This window comes from Massilia sp. YIM B02769, from assembly GCF_030411995.1.
Taxonomy (GTDB): Bacteria; Pseudomonadota; Gammaproteobacteria; order Burkholderiales; family Burkholderiaceae_D; genus Telluria.
In genome coordinates, this window is the sequence record NZ_JASNRC010000003.1 from 432,662 (window position 1) to 453,445 (window position 20,784).

The 20,784-nt window shown below is 63.0% G+C and carries 17 protein-coding genes and 1 tRNA gene; 12 read left to right on the forward strand and 6 right to left on the reverse strand.

Going from position 1 to position 20,784, the window contains the following annotated elements:
- Positions 1 to 243: 243 nt before the first annotated feature.
- The 3 genes from QPK31_RS07080 to QPK31_RS07090 form a co-directional block, all read right to left on the reverse strand.
- Entirely contained in the window at positions 244 to 3,363 is a 3,120-nt protein-coding gene (locus QPK31_RS07080) for an efflux RND transporter permease subunit (RefSeq protein ID WP_290422230.1), read from the reverse strand.
- Positions 3,364 to 3,366: 3 nt separating this feature from the next.
- Positions 3,367 to 4,605, reverse strand: coding sequence for an efflux RND transporter periplasmic adaptor subunit (locus QPK31_RS07085; protein WP_290422231.1), 1,239 nt, complete (start codon positions 4,603 to 4,605; stop codon positions 3,367 to 3,369).
- 366 nt (positions 4,606 to 4,971) lie between these two features.
- On the reverse strand, positions 4,972 to 5,946 hold the full coding sequence (locus QPK31_RS07090; protein ID WP_290422288.1) for an endonuclease/exonuclease/phosphatase family protein: 975 nt from the start codon (positions 5,944 to 5,946) through the stop codon (positions 4,972 to 4,974).
- Between the two features lie 51 nt (positions 5,947 to 5,997).
- Between QPK31_RS07090 and QPK31_RS07095 the strand changes: the two genes are divergently transcribed.
- From QPK31_RS07095 to QPK31_RS07105, 3 genes are all read left to right on the forward strand, one after another.
- The gene (locus QPK31_RS07095) at positions 5,998 to 6,489 is read left to right on the forward strand and encodes an aminoacyl-tRNA deacylase (RefSeq protein WP_290422232.1); all 492 of its coding nucleotides are present in this window, start codon (positions 5,998 to 6,000) and stop codon (positions 6,487 to 6,489) included.
- Between the two features lie 69 nt (positions 6,490 to 6,558).
- Complete coding sequence (gene plsY, locus QPK31_RS07100; RefSeq protein ID WP_290422233.1) at positions 6,559 to 7,179, forward strand: glycerol-3-phosphate 1-O-acyltransferase PlsY; 621 nt, start codon at positions 6,559 to 6,561, stop codon at positions 7,177 to 7,179.
- Between the two features lie 85 nt (positions 7,180 to 7,264).
- A complete protein-coding gene (locus QPK31_RS07105; protein WP_290422234.1) occupies positions 7,265 to 7,927 on the forward strand; it encodes a DsbA family oxidoreductase in 663 nt (220 codons plus the stop codon).
- A gap of 266 nt (positions 7,928 to 8,193) precedes the next feature.
- On the opposite strand, the gene QPK31_RS07110 is transcribed toward QPK31_RS07105, so the two are convergent.
- Both QPK31_RS07110 and tsaD read right to left on the reverse strand, forming a co-directional pair.
- Positions 8,194 to 9,036, reverse strand: a complete 843-nt coding sequence (locus QPK31_RS07110; RefSeq protein WP_290422235.1) for an endonuclease/exonuclease/phosphatase family protein — start codon at positions 9,034 to 9,036, stop codon at positions 8,194 to 8,196.
- Between the two features lie 109 nt (positions 9,037 to 9,145).
- Positions 9,146 to 10,186: a tRNA (adenosine(37)-N6)-threonylcarbamoyltransferase complex transferase subunit TsaD gene (tsaD, locus tag QPK31_RS07115; RefSeq protein ID WP_290422236.1), complete on the reverse strand. Its 1,041-nt coding sequence runs from the start codon at positions 10,184 to 10,186 to the stop codon at positions 9,146 to 9,148.
- A 266-nt stretch (positions 10,187 to 10,452) separates the two neighbouring features.
- Here tsaD and QPK31_RS07120 point away from each other — a divergent pair, with 266 nt between their 5' ends.
- Positions 10,453 to 10,719: a BrnT family toxin gene (locus QPK31_RS07120; protein WP_290422237.1), complete on the forward strand. Its 267-nt coding sequence runs from the start codon at positions 10,453 to 10,455 to the stop codon at positions 10,717 to 10,719.
- Positions 10,706 to 10,999 carry a BrnA antitoxin family protein gene (locus tag QPK31_RS07125; RefSeq protein WP_290422238.1) on the forward strand — a complete coding sequence of 98 codons (294 nt, stop codon included), beginning with the start codon at positions 10,706 to 10,708 and terminating at the stop codon, positions 10,997 to 10,999. Before QPK31_RS07120 ends, QPK31_RS07125 begins: the two co-directional genes overlap by 14 nt.
- Positions 11,000 to 11,058: 59 nt before the next feature.
- Here QPK31_RS07125 and QPK31_RS07130 read toward each other — a convergent pair whose 3' ends face one another.
- Positions 11,059 to 12,120 (reverse strand): 3-deoxy-7-phosphoheptulonate synthase, encoded by a 1,062-nt coding sequence (locus tag QPK31_RS07130; RefSeq protein ID WP_290422239.1) that lies wholly within the window; start codon positions 12,118 to 12,120, stop codon positions 11,059 to 11,061.
- A 110-nt stretch (positions 12,121 to 12,230) separates the two neighbouring features.
- Here QPK31_RS07130 and ybiB point away from each other — a divergent pair, with 110 nt between their 5' ends.
- The 7 genes from ybiB (at position 12,231) to QPK31_RS07165 (ending at position 20,370) form a co-directional block, all read left to right on the forward strand.
- Positions 12,231 to 13,190, forward strand: coding sequence for a DNA-binding protein YbiB (ybiB, locus tag QPK31_RS07135; protein ID WP_290422240.1), 960 nt, complete (start codon positions 12,231 to 12,233; stop codon positions 13,188 to 13,190).
- Positions 13,191 to 13,318: 128 nt separating this feature from the next.
- Positions 13,319 to 14,527 (forward strand): NAD(P)/FAD-dependent oxidoreductase, encoded by a 1,209-nt coding sequence (locus tag QPK31_RS07140; protein WP_290422241.1) that lies wholly within the window; start codon positions 13,319 to 13,321, stop codon positions 14,525 to 14,527.
- Between the two features lie 442 nt (positions 14,528 to 14,969).
- On the forward strand, positions 14,970 to 15,182 hold the full coding sequence (gene rpsU, locus QPK31_RS07145) for a 30S ribosomal protein S21 (RefSeq protein ID WP_005665410.1): 213 nt from the start codon (positions 14,970 to 14,972) through the stop codon (positions 15,180 to 15,182).
- A gap of 133 nt (positions 15,183 to 15,315) precedes the next feature.
- Positions 15,316 to 15,765 (forward strand): GatB/YqeY domain-containing protein, encoded by a 450-nt coding sequence (locus QPK31_RS07150; RefSeq protein ID WP_290422242.1) that lies wholly within the window; start codon positions 15,316 to 15,318, stop codon positions 15,763 to 15,765.
- Between the two features lie 101 nt (positions 15,766 to 15,866).
- On the forward strand, positions 15,867 to 17,663 hold the full coding sequence (dnaG, locus tag QPK31_RS07155; protein WP_290422243.1) for a DNA primase: 1,797 nt from the start codon (positions 15,867 to 15,869) through the stop codon (positions 17,661 to 17,663).
- A gap of 240 nt (positions 17,664 to 17,903) precedes the next feature.
- Positions 17,904 to 20,159: an RNA polymerase sigma factor RpoD gene (gene rpoD, locus QPK31_RS07160; RefSeq protein WP_374045786.1), complete on the forward strand. Its 2,256-nt coding sequence runs from the start codon at positions 17,904 to 17,906 to the stop codon at positions 20,157 to 20,159.
- A gap of 132 nt (positions 20,160 to 20,291) precedes the next feature.
- Positions 20,292 to 20,370, forward strand: a tRNA-Ile gene (locus QPK31_RS07165).
- Positions 20,371 to 20,784 lie beyond the last annotated feature (414 nt).

Genomic DNA, 20,784 nt, shown 5'->3' on the forward strand with positions numbered 1-20,784 from the left:
CGCTGTGCCCACGCGGAACGTGCCCCATTGTTGGCCGAATTATTTCGTTGCCGCCCGACCAAATGCGCGGCATCCAGAAGCACATCCGTGGCTTCGATTAAGTTAGTGACTCGTTCCGAAGCCGCTAACGTCAGGCTTATTTATCGTCACAAACACCGCTAACACTGCGGCGCGTTCCGCGTGGGCACAGCGTGCCTAGCGCGGCCCGGCCCACCCTACGGTCGACGCCGCAGGCTTCGGCTCTTACACAGGTTCCTTGGCGATCAAGGGTGCTGCGTCCACTACTTCCTCATGCCCCTTGGCAAACCACCGCTTCGCCCGCTTGCCGATATTGTCGAGGTAGCTGTACGCCACCGGCACCACCACCAGCGTCAGCAAGGTCGAGGTAATTACCCCGCCGATCACCGCCCGCCCCATCGGCGCCTGGGTTTCGCCGCCATCCCCCGCGCCAATCGCCATCGGCAGCATGCCGAAGATCATCGCCAGCGTCGTCATCAGGATCGGTCGCAAGCGCACTTGCCCCGCCTCCAGGATCGCCGCGAATTGCGCCAGGCCCGCACGCTGCCCATGGTTCGCAAAGTCCACCAGCAAGATCGCATTCTTGGTCACCAGCCCCATCAGCATCACCACGCCGATCACCGAGAACACGTTCAGCGTGCTGCCCGTCACCAGTAAGGCGACCAGCACCCCGATCAGCGACATCGGCAGCGACATCATGATGGCGATCGGCTGCAGGAAGCTGCCGAACTGCGAAGCCAGCACCAGGTAGATGAAGATAATCGCAATCACGATCGCCGACAGGAAATTGCCCATCGTTTCAGCCATCTGCTGGGCGTCGCCGCCGACGTCGAAGCGCACGCCTTCCGGCAACTCGATTTCCTTCATCGCCTTGTCGATGTCGCCGTTCACGTCGCCCGACGGACGGCCCTCGACACCGGCATAGATCGCCACGCGCCGCTCCAGCGCCTGGCGCTTCAGCACCTGCGGGCTGAACGAGGGCACGAACTCGACCACCTGGCGCAGCGGCACCATGATCGGGTTACCTGACGCATCCAGGCGCGAGGAAGCCAGCGACAGGTCGGCGAGATCCGCCACCTTCTGGCGGCCATTCCGCGGCAGCTGCACATTCACCTGGTAGTTCTGTCCGTCCGGCGCCAGCCACTGGCTGATCTCGTCGCCGGCCACGAAGGGACGCAGCGCCGCGCCCACTTGCTGCACCGACAAACCGAGGTCGCTGGCCAGCTCGTTGTTGATGCGGATGACGGTCGCCGGGTTCGCGCCTTCCTGGCTGTACTCAAGGTCAGCCACGCCCTTGATGGTGCGCATCTTGTCCATCAGCTTGTGGGCGACCGCATCGAGCTTGGCTTCATCGCGGCCCAGGATCGCGATGAAGATCGGCTTGTTACCGACCGACATCGTGATGCCGGCAATCGAGGACAGGCGTTCGCGGAACACCGTCTCCATCGTTTCCTGCGAGCGGCGCCCGGTCTTTTTCGCATCGGTCAGCTTCAGCACCACCTGGGCGCTGTTGTGGCCTTCGTACACGCCGATGGCGCTGCTGATCGCGTCGACTTCCTTGTACTCGCGCAGGATGTCCTCGACCTGCTTCACCTTGGCGTCGGTATAGGCCAGGCTCGAACCCACCGGCGTCTTGAAACGCATCTCGATGAAGCCGTTGTCGGTCTTCGGCGCGAACTCGCCGCCGATCATCGGCACCAGGGCCAGGCTGCCGACGAACACCGCCAGCGCCAGCGCCAGGGTCGACTTCCGCCAGCGCAGGGCCAGCGCCAGCACCTTGCCGTACCAGACGTGCACGTGTTCGATGCCGTGCTCGATGCGCGCCATCGCGCGGCCCAGCCACGGCAGGTACTTGAAGCGGTCCTTCACCGGATCCGGCCACACCGACGACAGCATCGGGTCGAGCGTGAAGCTCACGAACAGCGACACCAGCACGGCTACGGCCACCGTCACGCCGAACTGCAGGAAGAAGCGGCCAATGATGCCGTCCATGAAAGCGATCGGCACGAACACGGCGACAATCGCGAACGTCGTGGCCATCACCGCCAGGCCGATCTCGTTGGTGCCGTCTTCGGCCGCCGCGTGGTGCGACTTGCCCATGCCCAGGTGGCGCACGATGTTCTCGCGCACCACGATGGCGTCATCGATCAGCAGGCCAACGCACAGCGAGAGCGCCATCAGCGTCAGGAAGTTCAGCGTGAAGCCGAAGTAGCGCATCGCGATGAAGGAAGCCAGCACCGAGATCGGCAGCGTCAGGCCGGTAATGACCGTGCTGCGCCAGGAATGCAGGAACAGGAACACGATCACCATCGTCAGGATCGCGCCTTCGATGATGGTGCGCTTGACGTTGTCGAGCTGCTGCTGGACCGTGGTCGACTGGTCGTCCATCACGCGGAAGTGCACGTCGGCGGGCAGGGTCTTGCGCATTTCCTCGACCATCTTGATGATGCCGGTACCCACCTGCACGGTGTTCGCGTCCTGCACCTTGGTGATGTCGAGCGAGATGGCGCGCTGGCCATTCACGCGCGAGATCGAGGTCTCTTCGCGCTCGCCGTCGACCACGTCGGCCACCTGCGACAGATACACCGGCCCGCTGGCGCGGCGCGCCACGATGATGTTGTTGAACTCGCGCGCCTCGCGCATCTTGCCTTCCACGCGCACCAGGCGTTCGGCGGCGCCGTACTGCAAATTGCCGGCCGGGAGATTCGCATTCGTCGCCTGGATCGCGCGCAGCACCTCGTCGATGCCGATGTTCTGGCTGCGCAGCTGCTCGGGCTTCACGTGGATCAGGATCTGGCGCGTCGCCACGCCGCCGGTGCGCACTTCGCCGACGCCGGCCACGCTTTGCAGGCGTTTCACGATGACTTGTTCAGCGAGGGTCGAGAGCGCGCGCATGTCGCGTTCGTTTGAGGTGACCGAGAGGCGCACCACCGGCTGCTGGTTCTCGCCGTCGGCGCGGATGATGAAGGGTTCCTTCACTTCCTTCGGGAAGCCGGGACGCACGCGCGCCACCTTGTCGCGCAGGTCCTGCATCGCCTTGTCCATGTTGGTGGCGATGTGGAATTCGACCGAGACGCCGCTGCGGCCTTCCCAGGAATTGCTGCGGATGGTCTTGATGCCGCTGACCGTGTTGATGACTTCCTCGATCGGCCGGGTGACGTCGTTCTCCACCTGCTCGGGCGAGGCGCCCGGATACTGGGTCTCGACCCAGGCGAACGGCAGGTCGACGTTCGGCATGCTTTCCACGCCCAGGGTGCGGTAGGAGAACAGGCCGAGCACCATCAGGCCGACCATGACCATGGTCGCGAATACGGGGTGGCGGATACTGACTTTGGTGATCCACATGGCTCAGTCCTTTTTCGCGACGACGACAGGCTTGTCGGCGGACTTCGCATCCGGCTTCGGCCCTGCGGCGCCGGCCAGTTTCACCTGCGCACCCGGCTTCACGCCGTCGAGCGGCACGTTCAGCAGCACGGCGCCGGCATCGACGCCGTGGGTCACTTCGGCCATGCCTTCGTCCTCGTTGCGCATGCCCAGCTGGACCGGCTGCGCGACCACCTTGCCGTTGTCGACGCGGTAGACCACGTCGCGCTCGCCGTCCTTGCGCAGGGCCGCCAGCGGCACGATCGGGCGCGCTTCGGATTTGTCGGTGGTGATCTGGCCCTTCGCAAACATCCCGGCGCGCAGCAGCCCGTCGGTATTCGCCACGCTGATGTACACCAGCATCGCACGCGAGCCGGCTTCGGTGGCCGGATTGATGCGCGCCACCTTGCCGCTGAAGTCGCGCGCATCGAAGCCGTCGACGCGGAAGTGCACGTCCTGGCCGACCTGGATGCGCGGGATGTCGGAGGCCGGCACCTGGGCGTCGAGCGTCAGGTGCTGCAGGTCGACGATGGCCATCACCGGGCTGTCGGGCGACAGCTTTTCGCCGGCCTGCACGAAGCGCTTGCTGACCACGCCCGACAACGGTGCGCGGATCACGGTGTCGTTCAGGGCGATGCGCGCCAGGTCGAGCTGGGCGCGCGCGGCGTCCACCGCTGCCTGGGCCAGCTCGACGCTGTTGCGCGTGGTGTCGAAGGAATTCTGCGAGATGTAGTTCTGTTTGAGCAGGGCCTGGCTGTTGGCTTCGTTCTTGGTAGCCAGCGCCAGGCGCGCGTTGGCTTCCTTCAGCGCCGCCGCGTACTGGGCCACGCGGGCGCGCGCGTCGGCGTCGTCCAGGCGCGCGATCACCTGGCCGGCACTGACGTTCATGCCTTCGCGCAGGCCGGTTTCCAGCACCACGCCCGAGACCTTGGATTTCACCGTGGCCTGGGATAGGGGCGCCAGCGAACCCGAGAGCGGCAGGCGGCGCGCCAGTTCGCGCGACTCGACCGTGACCACGTCGCTGTGGGAGAGCTCGAACACGGTGGGCTTGGCTTCGGCCTTTGCTGCGGGCGCGGGCGGAGCCGATGTGCCCTTGAAAGCGAACCAGCCGCCGGCGACGCCAGCAACGGCGACCGCCACGGCCAGCGCGATCGCCGGTGTGCGCCAGCGGCGCTTGGTGGAGAGGGGGATCGCGGGCGTAAGCGGCAAGGTCTCGATTTTCATGGCGGCCGTTATTTGTCTTGTTGGGAAGCGGATGAGCGGTAGCGCCCGTGCTCCACCTTCCCGGGAAGACGGAGCTACTTGCGCATGGTCGAGACTATAGAAATTGGCAACATCGACCGCCATCGGAATGCGACAAGCAGCCGAATCCGGACGATGAAATGCAGAAAAGCGGGACGGAACGTAGCGCGTCGGAGGGTCTCTGATGAAATGCCGGCGCATGACAATGGTAGGGTGGGCGCCCCGTGCCCACGCGTGAACGGCGAGCATTGTTGGCCTGATTTCGGTGCTCCACTGCGCATACTTCACGCGTGGGCACGGGGCGCCCACCCTACCTGTTCATGCGTTGTGTGAACGCTCGGAGGGCGTCTAGACTCCGCCGTCGCGCAGGCCGTGGCTTTCGTCGAACAGGCGGATGCGCGCCAGCACCTGGCCGTGGTCCGAGGCTTCGGGCAGGGCCAGGTCGAGGTGGTCGTTCAGGTAGAGCACCTCGACCACTTCGCCAATCGCGCTGGGCAGGGCGGCATTGAATTCTTCCGACACCAAAATATGGTCGATGGTCGAGTAATGCCCCTCATGGACGCAGGAAAAGCCGAGGTGGCGCACGTGGTCGGCGCGGCGCTGTACTTCGCTGGCGTCGTACAGGCGGTCGGCCATCGGCGCCCCGGCGCCGAGCACGATGCCGGTGGTAACCGAATCGGCCACGTCGTTGAAGTCGCCCAGCACCACGCGCGGGCGGCGGTTGGCGCGGCCCATCTCGGTGAGCAGTACGCGCAGGGCGGCGGCCTCGGTGCCGCGCCGGATCAGCGAGCGCAGGCAGGCGAGGGCATACAGGGCCGGGTCTTCGCCGGTGTCGCCGGTGCGGTAGTCGGGCCTGCGCGACTTCAGGTGCACCACGATCACGTCGACCGCGACGTCGGGCGAGACCTGCACGATGGCATGCAGCGGCGCGCGCGTAAACCGGGCGGCGTCGCGGCTGCCCTGGGGCAGTTCGATCCCATGCGGGAAATCCTTCATCGGCTGGGCCGGCACCACCAGCGGCAGGCGCGAGACCAGGGCCACGCTCGGGGTCAGGCGCAGGGCGGCCGGGTCGGGGTCGAAGCCGGCATGGAAGGCTTCGCGGTAGCGCCGCGTGCGCGCCAGCACTTCGCGCAAGGTGGCCTGCGAGAAGATTTCCTGGAAGCCGATGACGTCGGCGTCGAGCAGGTCGATCTGGTGTGCTGTCCAGTCCAGCTTGGCTTCGTATTCTTTCCTGGTCGTCGGCAACAGATTGTCGTAGAGCTTCACGCCCGGCGGCGCCAGGTTGCAGACGTTGAAGGTCGCAAAACGTAGCTCTTGCTGTATCAGTTGCTGCATAATAGAAACCCCTTTATTCCAGTGTTTAGCGTATCACGCATGGCCAAGAAAGAGCACGTCTCAGAAACGCCCGCCACCGCCTGGCTGCGCAAGCACGCCGTGGTGTTTTCCGAGCATCCCTACGCCTATGAAGAACATGGCGGCACGGCGGTATCCTCGCGCGAACTGGGCGTGCCCGAACACGACGTGGTCAAGACCCTGGTGATGCAGGACGAAGCGGCGCGCCCGCTGATCGTCCTGATGCACGGCGACCGGAAAGTATCGACCAAGAACCTGGCGCGCGCCATCGGCTGCAAGGCGGTCGAACCGTGCAAGCCGGAGGTGGCGCAGCGCCATTCGGGCTTCCTGGTGGGCGGCACCTCGCCCTTCGGCACCAAGAAGGCGATGCCGGTCTACGTCGAGGAGAGCATCCTGGCGCTGGAAAAGATCTATATCAACGGCGGCCGGCGCGGCTACCTGGTCGGCATCGCGCCGCAGGTGCTGGTGGATGTGCTCGGCGCGAAGCCGGTGCAATGTGCGCTGGCCGACTGACTATCTTCGCCCGGCCGGCTAGTGTATATTCACGCTCGCTTTACTTGTAGGAAATAACAGAGAGACAACATGAATACACTGATCGCCGTCGTTGCGGCCTACCTGATCGGCTCGATTTCCTTTGCCGTGGTGATGAGCCGCGTGTTCGGCCTGTCCGACCCGCGCACCTATGGCTCGAAGAACCCGGGCGCCACCAATGTGCTGCGCAGCGGCAGCAAGAAGGCGGCGATCGCCACCCTGGTCGGCGACGGCGCCAAGGGCTGGCTGGCCGTGTTCCTTGCGGTGCAGTTCGGGCCTGACTTCGGCATCGACGAGACCGGTATCGCGCTGGTGTCGATCGCCGTCTTCCTCGGCCACCTGTGGCCGGTGTTCTTCCGCTTCGTCGGCGGCAAGGGCGTGGCGACGGCGTTGGGCGTGCTGCTGGGCCTGAACGTCTGGCTCGGCCTGGCGACCCTGGTCACCTGGCTGGTGGTGGCCTATGCCTTCCGCTATTCCTCGCTGGCGGCGCTGATCGCGGCGGTGTTCGCGCCGTTCTACTACGGCCTGCTGTTCGGTGTCGATCCGATCCTGTTTGCCGTGGTCGCCATGAGTTCCTTGCTGCTGTACCGCCACAGCACGAATATCGGCAACCTGATCGCCGGCAAGGAGTCGCGCATCGGCAGCAAGGCGGCGGGGGCGAAGAAGAAGTAAAGCTTGATTCTCTCGCAAGCATGCCCATATGGGTGGACAGCCGGCGCATCCTGCGCCGGTATTCATTTCAGGAAGGCGGTGTCGCGTGAGCAAGCAATTGAGGATTGATTTCGTATCGGACGTGTCGTGCCCGTGGTGCGCGATCGGCCTCAAGTCGCTGGAGCAGGCCATCGAGCGCGTGGCGCCGGACGTCGCCGTCGATTTGCACTTCCAGCCGTTCGAGCTGAACCCGGACATGGGGCCCGAGGGCCAGGACATCGTCGAGCACATTACCGAAAAGTATGGCGCTCCGCTCGAGCAGCAGATCCAGTCGCGCGAACAGATCCGCCAGCGCGGCGAAGCGGTCGGTTTCACCTTCGACATGGCGCGCCGCGGCCGCATCTACAACACCTTCGACGCCCACCGCCTGCTGCATTGGGCCGAAGAGCAGGGCCGCCAGCACGCGCTGAAGCTGGCGCTGTTCGAAGCCTATTTCACCCACTGCGAAGACCCGAGCTCGCGCGAACTGCTGGTGCGCGTGGCGGGACAGGTCGGGCTGGACACGACCGAGGCGCAACGCGTGCTGGAGTCGGGCGAGTATGCCGACGAGGTGCGCGAGACGGAACACTTCTTCCAGAAGGCGGGGATTCGTTCGGTGCCGGCGATCATCATCAACCAGCGGCATCTGATTTCGGGTGGGCAGCCGCCGGAGGTGTTCGAGCGGGCCTTGCGCGAGATTGCGGCGCAGGGGGAGCAGGCGCTGGGGTGATGTTCGGCTGATCTACTGGATGTGCCGCGGGCCGGTTGGCGGTGCGGTGGGAATCAGGCCAACATGGCGGCGCGTTCCGCGTGGGCACGGGGTGCCCACCGTACGGTTTTTGCCAACTCAAAGAACCGCTGTGGCCAGCCTTACCTGCATCGTTGACGGTACGGTGGGCACCCCGTGCCCACGCGGAAGCCCGCATCGTGTTGGCCTCCGATGTGATCGAACCGCCAGCATCTTGCCACCGCATCCAAAAGATCACTCCCACCGCCTCACACCAAATCCAATACAATCGGCTGATGATCCGACACCCCCGTCTCCGACTGCACCTCCACCTCCCCAATCCTCGGCAGTAAATCCTCGGTCACAAAGAAATAGTCATAGCAATCCGGCTTCTCCGGCCACGCAAACCCATGCAGCCCCGCCGTCGGCGCCCGCGCATGATCCGGATGCCTGGCCCGCCACGCATCCACCAGCGCCAGTTCGCCCGACAAGGGCGGCGCCAGCAGCGCCTCGTATTCCTCCGACCCCGGCTGCAAATTGAAGTCCCCACAATAAATCGCCGCTGCCGGCAATTCGCCCAGCTGGAACGGCGCATCCATCTCCGGATTCGGCTGGAACGCACGAGAACGCGCACAGGCCTGCGCATGCAATTCGCGCAGCCGCCCGACCTGTGCCGCACGCTGCAAGCGCGAATAATATTCAAGGTGGGTGGTCACCACCCGCAGCTTGCCGCGCGGCGTATCGAGCACGACTTCGATGGCGCCGCGCGGCATGCCCGGCGACACAGGGTCAAACGGCCAGGGCAGCGAATGCCGGTGGGCCTGGGTAATGCGGTATTTGGAAAGGATCAGGTTGCCGAACAGGCGGGGAACATTGTTGCGGTAGATTTCGCTCGGGGCGTAGTCGATGGCGTGGTAGCCGCCAAACGCGCCGGCCAGCTGCTTGAACTGGTTCGCCGTCGCGCTTCCCTCGAGTTCGGGGTGGTTGGCTGCTACTTCCTGCAGGCAGATGACGTCCGGATTTAACTTGCGCAGTACATCGATGATTGCGTGGATGCGGATGCGCCCGTCTCTTCCACAGCCCCAATGGATGTTCCAACTCACAACGCGCATGTAGGACCTCCGAAGACTGAACCGTCAAAGTGTGCCATTCTTTGGCGCACGGCGGTCACACGGTAGGATCGATGTCAGCGTTGCAAGTTCACCCGGACACGGTAACGAATCAGGCCGCTTCCAGCTCGTCGAGCGGCCAGCGCGGGCGCACGTTGAAGGCATAGTCGCGCACGGCCAGCGCCGGGTTTTTCTCCAGGCGCATGGCGCCGGCAAAGGCGATCATCGCACCATTGTCGGTGCAAAATTCCAGCTCCGGATAGAACACGCGGAACTTGCGCTTGGCCGCGGCCGCATTCAGGGCTTCGCGCAACTGCTTGTTGGCGCCGACGCCGCCGGCGATCACCAGCCGCTTTAGACCCGTGTGGCGCAGCGCGTTCACGCACTTTGCCACCAGCACGTCGACGATCGCATCCACGAAACCGCGCGCGATATTCGCCTTGTCCTGCTCGCAGATATTCGCGATCACCTTTTCGTCGTGGTTCTTCACCACGGTCAGCACCGCCGTCTTCAGACCCGAGAAGCTGAAATTGAAATCCTTCGAGTGCAGCATCGGGCGCGGCAGCGTATAGGCGGTCGGATCGCCGAATTCTGCCAGGCGCGAAATTGCCGGCCCGCCCGGGTAACCCAGGCCGAGCAGCTTGGCCGATTTATCAAAGGCTTCGCCGGCGGCGTCGTCCAGGGTTTCGCCCAGCAGCGTGTAGCGGCCGACGCCGTCGACGCGCATCAGCTGGGTGTGGCCGCCCGACACCAGCAGGGCGATGAAGGGAAAGTCGGGACGCTCGCTCGCCAGCAGCGGCGACAGCAGATGGCCTTCGAGGTGGTGCACGCCCAGCACGGGCTTGTCCAGCGCCAGGCCCAGGCTGCAGGCCACCGAGGAACCCACCAGCAGCGCGCCGGCCAGTCCGGGGCCCTGAGTGTAGGCGATGGCGTCGATGTCGGCCTTGGCGATGCCGGCTTGATCCAGCGTCTGTTCCAGCAGGGGCAGGGCGCGGCGGATATGGTCGCGCGACGCCAATTCCGGCACCACGCCGCCATATTCTTCGTGCATGGCCACCTGCGAATGCAGGGCATGGGACAGCAGGCCGCGCTCGGTATCGTACAGAGCCAGGCCGGTTTCATCGCAGGAGGATTCGACGCCGAGAACAATCATGGGAACAGAGGGGAGGGGAAAGCGGAATCCGGTATTGTAAATCAGCCGGAAGGGAAGCGTATCGGCCGTTGTAGCGTGGACACCCGTGTCCACGCGGTATGACCGATTGATCATCGGCGAACTAGCTGGACTTGCGGTATGCGAACAGCGCCACCATCCTCCACCACGTGCGCACGGACAGTAGCCGGCCTCGGTTCCTTTCCTCTAATATTTGTAGATACAATAATTCATTGACCCGAATGTTTTTTGTATCTACAATAATTTGTGTGGAAATCGCATTCGACACCACCAAGGACGCTGTCAACCTTGGGAAGCACGGCGTTTCGCTGGCAGCGGCCGCAATGATCGAATGGGAAGATGCCCTGACGTGGACGGACGACCGCCACCACTACGGCGAGGCGCGCATGTGCGCAATCGCCTATATCGGCGACCGTCTGCACTACGTTGTGTATGTGGACCGCGCCGAAGCGCGCCGGATCATCAGCCTGCACAAGGCCAACTTAAGAGAGGTAAAACGCTATGCCGAAGCTTAAACCGGGAACGGTTCTCCCCACTGCCCAGGAAGATGTCGCGATCACCCAGTCGGCAATGCAGGATCCGGACGCGCGGCCCTATACCGATGCCGAGTGGGCCGCCGTCAAACCGGTCCGAGGCCGCGGGCGACCGGCAGGAAGCGGGACCAAGGTCGCGACCAGTCTCCGGCTCGACCGTGATCTGCTGCAGGCTTTCAAGGATACCGGTGATGGCTGGCAGACGCGCCTGAACGATGCCTTGCGGGAGTGGGCCAAGGACCATCGCATGGTAGCCGGGTGAAACCGGCGTCATGCGGACAGCGCTGCCAATAGCGGGCGCCGCGCGCCCGCTATTGGCGATCAAGGACGCTGCAGCAGCTCTTTATGCGCGCTACGCAGCATCGCCACCGTATCGTCCCAGCCGATGCAGCCGTCGGTCACCGAGCAGCCATACTTCAGCTGCGACAAATCCGACGGAATCGGCTGGTTCCCCGCCACGATATTCGACTCGATCATCACGCCCACCAGCGAGCGGTTGCCGTGTTTGATCTGCTGGATCACGTCCGACATCACCAGCGGCTGCAATTCCGGCTTTTTATAGCTGTTCGCATGCGAGCAATCGACCACCAGGTTGGCCGGCAGCTTGGCCTTGGTCAGCGCCTGCTCGGCAATCGTCACCGACACCGAATCGTAATTCGGCCGGTCGCCGCCCCCGCGCAGCACCACGTGCCCATAGGCGTTGCCACGGGTACGCACGATCGACACCGTGCCCTTGTCGTTGATACCCAAAAACGCATGCGGATTGGCCGACGACAGCACCGCATTGATCGCGATGCTCACATCGCCATCGGTGCCATTCTTGAAACCGACCGGCGTCGACAGGCCCGACGACATTTCGCGGTGGGTCTGCGATTCGGTGGTCCGGGCGCCGATCGCGGTCCAGGCGATCAAGTCGCCCAGGTATTGCGGCGAAATCGGATCGAGCGCCTCGGTGGCGGTCGGCAAACCGAGTTCGCACACGTCCAGCAGGAATTGGCGCGCACGCTCCATGCCGACATCGACCTGGAAGGAATCGTCCATGAACGGATCGTTGATATACCCCTTCCAGCCGGTAGTCGTGCGCGGCTTTTCGAAATACACGCGCATCACCAGCAGCATCGTGTCGGCCACTTCTTCCTGCAGGGCTTTCAGGCGGCGCGCATAATCCAGGCCCGCTTCCGGATCGTGTATCGAGCAGGGGCCGACGACCACGAACAAACGCTTGTCCTTGCGGTCGAGGATGTCGCGCAGGGCGGCGCGGCCGGCCATGACGGTGGTGAAAGCACGCTCGGTGAGCGGCAGCTTGGCGTGCAGCTCGGTCGGGGTAGGCATGCGCCCGAACGAGGTGACGTTGGTATTTTCGATATCTGGTGTGATCTGCATGATGCGTCCGTGGGGCAAAAGTCGGATCGGCCAGTGTAGCGCCAAAAATGCTAATTTGCACCAGACAGGTCAAAAGCGGGTTGTCATCACTCCGGTGTAAGCTAGCGCGTATGCAAACCCACCACGACCCATTCCCCGCCGCCCGCTTCATCAAGGAGATCGGCCGCGGCGTCAAAGGCGCGCGCAGCATGTCGCGCGAAGACGCAGCTTCCCTGTATGGCGCCATGCTCGATGGCCGCGTTTCCGACCTCGAACTCGGCGGCATTTTGCTCGCCATGCGCATCAAGGGCGAATCCGTCGATGAGCTGGCCGGCTTCATGGACGCCGCCGAGCGCTCCTTCGCGCCGCTGCCCAGCCCCGCCGGAGAATACGCCCCGGTACTCATCCCCAGCTACAACGGCGCGCGCAAGCTGGCCAACCTGACGCCCCTGCTGGCGCTGCTGCTGGCGCGCGAAGGCGTGCCGACGCTGGTGCACGGCGTGCGCACCGACCCGGGCCGCGTCACCACCGCCGAAATCCTCGGCGAGATGGGCCTGGCCGCAGCCGGCTCCAGCGCCGACCTGCAGGACGCCTTTGCCGCGCGCCGCCCGGCCTTCATGCCGATCGAGTCCCTGGCGCCGGCGCTGGCCCACCAATTGTCGCTGCGCCGCATCCTGGGCGTGCGCAACTCGACCCACACCCTGGTGAAGATCCTGCAGCCATTCGAAGGCCCGGCGCTGCGCCTGGTCTCGTACACCCATCCCGAGTACCTGGAAACCTTGGCCACGTACTTCACCACGGCCGCGCCGCACGAACGCGGCGACGCCTTCCTGATGCGCGGCACCGAGGGCGAAACCGTCGCCAATCCGCACCGCGCCCAGCAGATCGACTGGTTCCATGCCGGCGCGCGCACGTTGCTGGTCGAACGCGATGCGCCGACCGACGATTTGTCCCAGGTCCCGGAAGCGCGCGATGCGGCCGCCACCGCAAGCTGGATCGCAGCCGCCCTGCGCGGCGAGGTGCCGGTGCCGCGTTCGATCCTGAACCAGGTGGCGGAATGCGTGCGTGCTGCCCGCGCTTTGCGGACCTGAGTTGATCATGATGGCTTGACAAGAACGTCGCATCGCCGCGGCGTTTTTGCCGCCTGCCCTCGGCATTGTCGCTGCGACGGGTTAAAATGGCCGGTTTGGCGATTCGGTTCGAAGGGCACGGCAGCAGCATGGCAAAACAATTCGATGTAGCGGTAATCGGCGCAGGCGCGGCCGGGATGATGGCTGCGGCCGTGGCAGGGCAGCGCGGCAAGCGCGTGGTGCTGATCGACCACGCCGAAAAACTCGCGGAAAAGATCCGCATTTCCGGCGGCGGGCGCTGCAATTTCACCAACGTGAATGCCTCGCACCAGAATTATCTGTCCGAGAACCCGCACTTCTGCAAAAGCGCGCTGTCGCGTTATACGGCCCAGGATTTCGTCGTGCTGGTCAAGAAATACCGCATCGCCCATCACGAAAAGCACCGCGGCCAACTGTTCTGCACCGAATCGGCCGAGCAGATCATCGATATGCTGAAATCGGAATGCCTGAAAGGCGAAGTCGCCTGGCGCATGCCGTGCAAGATCGAATCGATCGAGAAATTTGAAGACGGCTTCTTTATCGCCACCGACCACGGCGACATCGAAGCGGCCAGCGTGGTGATTGCCACCGGCGGCCTGTCGATTCCAAAGATCGGCGCCACCGATTTCGGCTACCGCATTGCCACCCAGTTCGACCTGAAGGTCATCGAGCCGCGTCCCGGCCTGGTGCCGCTGACTTTCGACGGCCCGAGCTGGGAAGCATTCGCACCGCTGGCCGGCATCGCGCTGGAAGTGGAAGTGTCGACCAGCTCCGGCAAAGGGAAGGGGGGCAAGAAAGGCTTCTTCCGCGAAGACCTGCTGTTCACCCACCGCGGCCTGTCCGGTCCGGCGATCCTGCAGATTTCCAGTTACTGGCAACCGGGCACCCCGATCGTGCTGAACCTGCTGCCGGAAATGGACGTCGCCGAAGAACTGATCGGCTCGAAGACCACGGTGAAAAAACAGCTCGGCAACGTCCTGTCGCAATGGCTGCCCGGGCGCCTGGCCGAAGGCCTGCTCGTTGCCAACGGCTTCGCGCCCGATGCGCGCCTGGCCGACATGGCCGACGCCAAGCTGCGTAAACTCGGCGACGCCATCAACCGCTGGGCCATCGTCCCGACCGGCTCGGAAGGCTACCGCAAGGCCGAAGTCACCCTGGGCGGCGTCGACACGCGCGAACTGTCCCAGCAAACGATGATGGCGAACAAGGTGCCGGGCCTGTACTTCATCGGCGAATCCGTCGACGTCACCGGCTGGCTCGGCGGCTACAACTTCCAGTGGGCCTGGGCCTCCGGCTTCGCCGCCGGCCAGAGCGTTTAACTAGACGGAAAAAGGCGTTTGCCAGCGTCGCCCCCGGCTTCATCCGACAATGGCCCGGAACGTTTTCCGGGTTCATTCGACAAGGGCCCGGAACCTCTCCCGTAGGGTGGGGCCATTTTGGGGGGGGGNAGACGGAAAAAGGCGTTTGCCAGCGTCGCCCCCGGCTTCATCCGACAATGGCCCGGAACGTTTTCCGGGTTCATTCGACAAGGGCCCGGAACCTCTCCCGTAGGGTGGGCACTTTGTGGGGCTGGCATTTAGCCAGCCCCACAAAGTGCCCACGCGGATCAAACATACCAATAACAGAACAGGCAACAGCCCCATTGCCGTATGCTCATCCACCCGATGTAGCAAATTCAGCACAAGAAGGTAAACTCTTCCCCAACTTGTCAAAACCTGCTAGACTTTCGTTCTTCCCTAAATCCAACGGTTTGATTTTTACATGACCACTATCCGCCTTAAAGAAAACGAGCCGTTCGAAGTCGCTATGCGTCGCTTCAAGCGCACTATCGAAAAAACCGGTCTGCTGACGGAACTGCGCGCACGCGAGTTCTACGAAAAGCCAACTGCAGAGCGCAAGCGCAAGCTGGCAGCTGCCGTGAAGCGTCACTACAAGCGCATCCGCAGCCAGCAACTGCCTAAGAAGCTGTACTAAGACTCTCCAGCTGGCCATGATCCGGCGACGTGGGCAATGCCCGTCCCGGTAGCCGCGAGAAGTCTCTTGAACCCGCCCTGGTTGTGACCGCGGCGGGTTTTGTTGTTTGCACCGCACACTATTCGAGGATGCCATGAGCCTGAAAGAACAAATCACCAACGACATGAAAGCCGCGATGCGCGCCAAGGAAGCCGGCAAGCTGGCCACCATCCGCCTGATCCTGGCCGAAATCAAGCGCAAGGAAGTCGACGAGCAGATCGAAGTAAACGAACAGCAAACCGTCGCCATCGTCGAAAAGATGATCAAGCAGCGCAAGGATTCGATCACCCAGTTCGAAGCCGGCAACCGCCCCGACCTGGCCGACATCGAAAAGGCCGAGCTGGAAGTGCTGGCCGCCTACATGCCTGCCGGCCTGTCGGATGACGAGATCGCCGCCGAAGTCGCCGCTGCCGTGGCCGCATCCGGCGCCGCCGGTCCGCAAGACATGGGCAAGGTCATGGGCATCGTCAAGCCGAAGCTGGCCGGTCGCGCCGACATGACTGTTGTATCGAACCTCGTCAAAAAAGCGCTGTCCGGCGCCTGATGTGCCACAAAGGGGCCCTGAGCGGCCCCTGCTTGTTGCAAATCAATTTGTAGCAAGCGCTGCGGTATAGTCTGACCTGAGACAAACACTGTGACCACCAAGTGATCCCGCAATCATTCATTACCGATTTGCTCAACCGCGTCGACATCGTCGACGTCGTTGGGCGTTACGTCCAGCTGAAAAAGGGCGGCGCCAATTTCATGGGGCTGTGTCCTTTCCATAGCGAAAAGTCCCCCAGTTTCACCGTCAGCCCCACCAAGCAGTTCTACCACTGCTTCGGCTGCGGCGCCCACGGCACCGCCATCGGCTTCCTGATCGAATACTCGGGCATGGGCTTCGTCGATGCGGTGAAAGACCTGGCGCAGAACGTCGGCATGATCGTGCCCGAAGCCGACGACAAGATCCCGCCGATGCAGCGCGCCGCCCAGCAGGCGCAATCGCTGGCGATGACCGACGCCCTGACCCAAGCCTGCGACTATTACCGCGCGCAATTGCGCCAGGCCCCGAACGCGATCGCCTACCTGAAGAATCGCGGCTTGACCGGGGAGGTGGCCGCCCGTTTCGGCATGGGCTACGCCCCTTCCGGCTGGGATAGCCTGCGGAGCGTGTTCAAGGATTACGACGCGCTGGCCCTGGTCGAGTCCGGCCTGGTCATTGACAAGGTCGACGAAGACGGCAGCAACAAGAAACGCTACGACCGCTTCCGCGAGCGCATCATGTTCCCGATCCGGAACACCAAGGGGCAGGTGATCGGCTTCGGCGGCCGCGTGCTCGACGGTGGCGAACCGAAATACCTGAACTCGCCGGAAACGCCGCTGTTCCAGAAAGGCCTGGAACTGTATGGCCTGTTCGAAGCACGCCAGGCGATCCGCGACGCCGGCTATGTGCTGGTGACGGAAGGCTACATGGACGTCGTCGCGCTGGCCCAGCTCGGCTTCCCGCAAGCCGTTGCCACCCTCGGCACCGCCTGCACCAGTACCCACGTGCAAAAGCTGCTGCGCCAGACCGACAACGTCATCTTCAGCTTCGACGGCGACAAGGCCGGCCGACGCGCCGCCCGCCGCGCGTTGGAAGCCTGCCTGCCGCAAGTGAGCGATAACAAGACCATCCAGTTCCTGTTCCTGCCGCAAGAGCACGACCCGGATAGCTACGTGCGCGAATTCGGCGCCGACGCCTTTGCGCAGGAAATTTCCGAGGCAATGCCGCTATCGCAATTCCTGATCCGCGAAGTGACGGGCGAGCACGATTTGTCCACGCCGGAAGGGCGCGCCAAGACCCAGTTCGATGCGAAACCGATGCTGCAAGCCATGACGCCGTCGAGCCTGCGCCTGCAGATCGTGCGCATGCTGGCCAGCCTTACGGAATCGACGCCAGCCGAGATCGAAACCCTGTTCGAACTGTCCAAGCCGGTATCGGTGGCACGCAAGGCGCCGCCGCGCCAGGGGCGTCCGGAGCCGGTGGGCCTGGAATTGCAGATCCTGCGCATCCTGGTGGCGCACCCGTCGATCTCGCTTAGCCTGGACGAATCCTCGTTGCAGGCGTTCGAATACTTCGGTTCCGACAACGCTGCAGCCTTGCGCCACCTGGTGGAAATGGCCCAGGCTTTAGGGGAATACGGCACCTTTGCCGCGCTGTCGCAGCAGCTGAAAGAAGTGACGGGCGAGTACGACCGGATCATCGCCGAAATTGCGTCGGAACCCGAATCGGACAGTGAAGCGGACCGTGTATTTGTTGTAAGCGCTGTGAGGCAAATCAAGATGGATGCCTTGAAACAGGAGTTGAACCAGTTGTTTTCTTCTGGTCTGACCCCAGATCAAGTAAGTACCCGCTATCGCGAAATCACAGCACAGCAGCACGTCTTGGCCAAGGAGGCGGAAGCAGCGATGTCGCCGCGCTGAGGCTGGCAAGCCCGCCGCCGACTGTTGCCTCAATGGCACGGTTTGTATCTGGAAAAATAAGGGGTGCGTGCTATAATAAAACGCTAACTATTGCAACCTTTGAAACGATTTTCGTGTCAAAAGGCGCGTGGAGTTTCCGTTAGCGAAGCAGTGTTGTACGCTGTTTGCAGGGTGTTGTAAGGTAATAAAACTTTATCTTTAACCATCGTAAAGTTCGTCGTCGTGACATCGAAAGCGCCTGTGCCAACCAAGAAACCCGAACCCAAAGTGGCTGCCAAACCCACCAGAGCGTCCGCCAAGGCGGACAACGCGCAAGACAAGGCGGACGTTCGTACGAGCACCGCGCCTGTCGTCAGTCAGACCACCGATGCCGCCACCCTGGCCGCCATCGATACGTCGGGCTACGTGCTGCCGACCGTCAAGGTCCCTGGGCGGCGCGGACGCAAGCCGAAGGAATTCACGCCCGAGAACGATGAGGTCGCCGCGCTGAACGCCGTCGAACGCGCCGAAATGAAGGCCGTCGACAAGGCCAAGGCCAAGGACCGCAAGGCCAAAGAAAAAGCCTTGCTGAAAGACGCCTTCTCCTCCGACACCGAAGCGAGCGAAGAAGAGCTCGAGATCCGCCGCCAGAAGCTGAAGGCGCTGATCAAGTCCGGCAAGGAACGCGGCTTCCTGACCTACTCGGAAATCAACGACCACCTGCCCGACAACATCGTCGACCCGGAAGCGATCGAAGGCATCATTGGCACATTCAACGACATGGGCATTGCCGTGTACGAACACGCGCCGGATGCCGAAACGCTGCTGCTGTCCGATAACGTCGCCACCGTCACCAGCGACGACGAAGCCGAGGCTGCCGCCGAAGCGGCGCTGTCGACCGTCGACTCCGACTTCGGCCGCACCACCGACCCGGTCCGCATGTACATGCGCGAAATGGGTTCGGTCGAGCTGCTGACGCGCGAAGGCGAGATCGAAATCGCCAAGCGCATCGAAGACGGCCTGCGCGACATGATCCAGGCAATTTCCGCCTGCCCGGTGACGATCGCCGAAATCATCTCCGCCGCCAACCGCATCGAAGCCGACGAGATCAAGATCGACGAAATCGTCGACGGCATGGTCGACCCGGAAGATCCGGAAGAAACCTCCCCGAGCGCCGTCGGCCCGAGCAACAGCGATAGCGACGAGGACGAGGAAGAAGAAGCCGAGGACGAGGAAGAGGGCGAGGAAGAAGAGGCCTCCGCCAGCACCGGCGCGGCCGGCTATTCCGCCGAGCAGCTCGAAGCCCTGAAAGCATCGGCCCTGGAAAAATTCGGCCACATCGAACAGCAGTTCGACAAGATGCGCAAGGCCTACGAGAAGGATGGCTACAACTCCAAGGCCTACGTCAAGGCGCAGGAAGCCATCTCGAACGAACTGCTGGGCATCCGCTTCACGGCGAAAGTCGTCGAAAAGCTGTGCGACACCCTGCGCGGCCAGGTCGACGAAGTGCGCCACATCGAGAAGCAGATCCTGGACGTGGCCGTGAACCGCTGCGGCATGCCGCGCGCCCACTTCATCAAGGTCTTCCCGGGCAACGAAACGAACCTGGAATGGGTCGACGGCGAAGTGAACGCCGGCCACGCCTACAGCGCCATCCTGGGCCGCAATATCCCGACGATCAAGGAATTGCAGCAACGCCTGATCGACCTGCAGGCACGCGTCGTGCTGCCGCTGCCGGACCTGCGCAACATCAACCGCCAGATGGCGGCCGGTGAAATGAAGGCCCGCAAGGCCAAGCGCGAAATGACCGAGGCGAACTTGCGCCTGGTGATTTCGATTGCGAAAAAGTACACTAACCGCGGCCTGCAATTCCTCGACCTGATCCAGGAAGGCAACATCGGCCTGATGAAGGCGGTGGACAAGTTCGAATACCGCCGCGGTTATAAATTCTCGACGTATGCGACGTGGTGGATCCGCCAGGCCATTACCCGCTCGATCGCCGACCAGGCGCGCACCATCCGTATTCCGGTGCACATGATCGAAACCATCAACAAGATGAACCGTATCTCGCGCCAGATCCTGCAGGAAACGGGCGCCGAGCCGGACCCGGCAACGCTCGCGATCAAAATGGAAATGCCGGAAGACAAAATCCGGAAGATCATGAAGATCGCGAAAGAGCCGATTTCGATGGAAACGCCGATCGGCGACGACGATGATTCGCATCTGGGTGACTTCATCGAGGACAACAACACGCTGGCGCCGTCGGATGCGGCCCTGCATGCCTCAATGCGCGGTGTGGTGAAGGACGTGCTGGACTCGCTGACCCCACGCGAAGCCAAGGTACTGCGCATGCGCTTCGGTATCGAGATGTCGACCGACCACACGCTGGAAGAGGTGGGCAAGCAGTTCGATGTGACCCGTGAGCGGATTCGCCAGATCGAGGCGAAGGCGCTGCGCAAGCTGCGGCATCCGTCGCGCTCGGACAAGCTGAAGAGCTTCCTGGAGGGGAGCAGCTGATTGTTGGCTGCCGATCCACTGAAAGCTTGACGGCTCTAGTGTAAAAGCAATATCCTCTCGCCACTCTGCTTCACGGTTCCGCGCCGCTGGAGCGGGTGGCGAGATCTTCTTTCAGCCACTGTCCCGATTTCTGGGCCTCTAGCTCATGCCTGGTTAGAGCAGCGGACTCATAATCCGTTGGTGCCCGGTTCGACTCCGGGGAGGCCTACCAAAATATCTCTAAAAAATCAGGGGCTTAAACAATGCCCTCTCTGGCTCCTGATCTCTTTTGTGTGTAACCAGCCGAGCCGTGTAACGGCTGTGTAAGTAAATTCCTTCAGCTATGCAACTCGCGGCTCGACAAGTCGGTCGGCCGCCGCTGCCCCTGCAGGCCCATCAGTTGGTGTCTACTGGCGTTGCCCGACGTTTACCACAATCTTTAAGCATTTAGCGGAAGGCGTCCGTGAGCCCAACGTCTTGTCGGCCATGGCATAGCACAAGTTCGCCAAGTCGACTAAGCATCGTGCCCGTGCTTCCGGAGCGGTTTCTCGGAGAGTTGTCCCCACAAGTTCTATCAAGCGCTCGTCGCATAAGTCCTCGCCTGAAATCCGGTCACTCATTCCGCGCAGCCAGTCGTCGAATATGT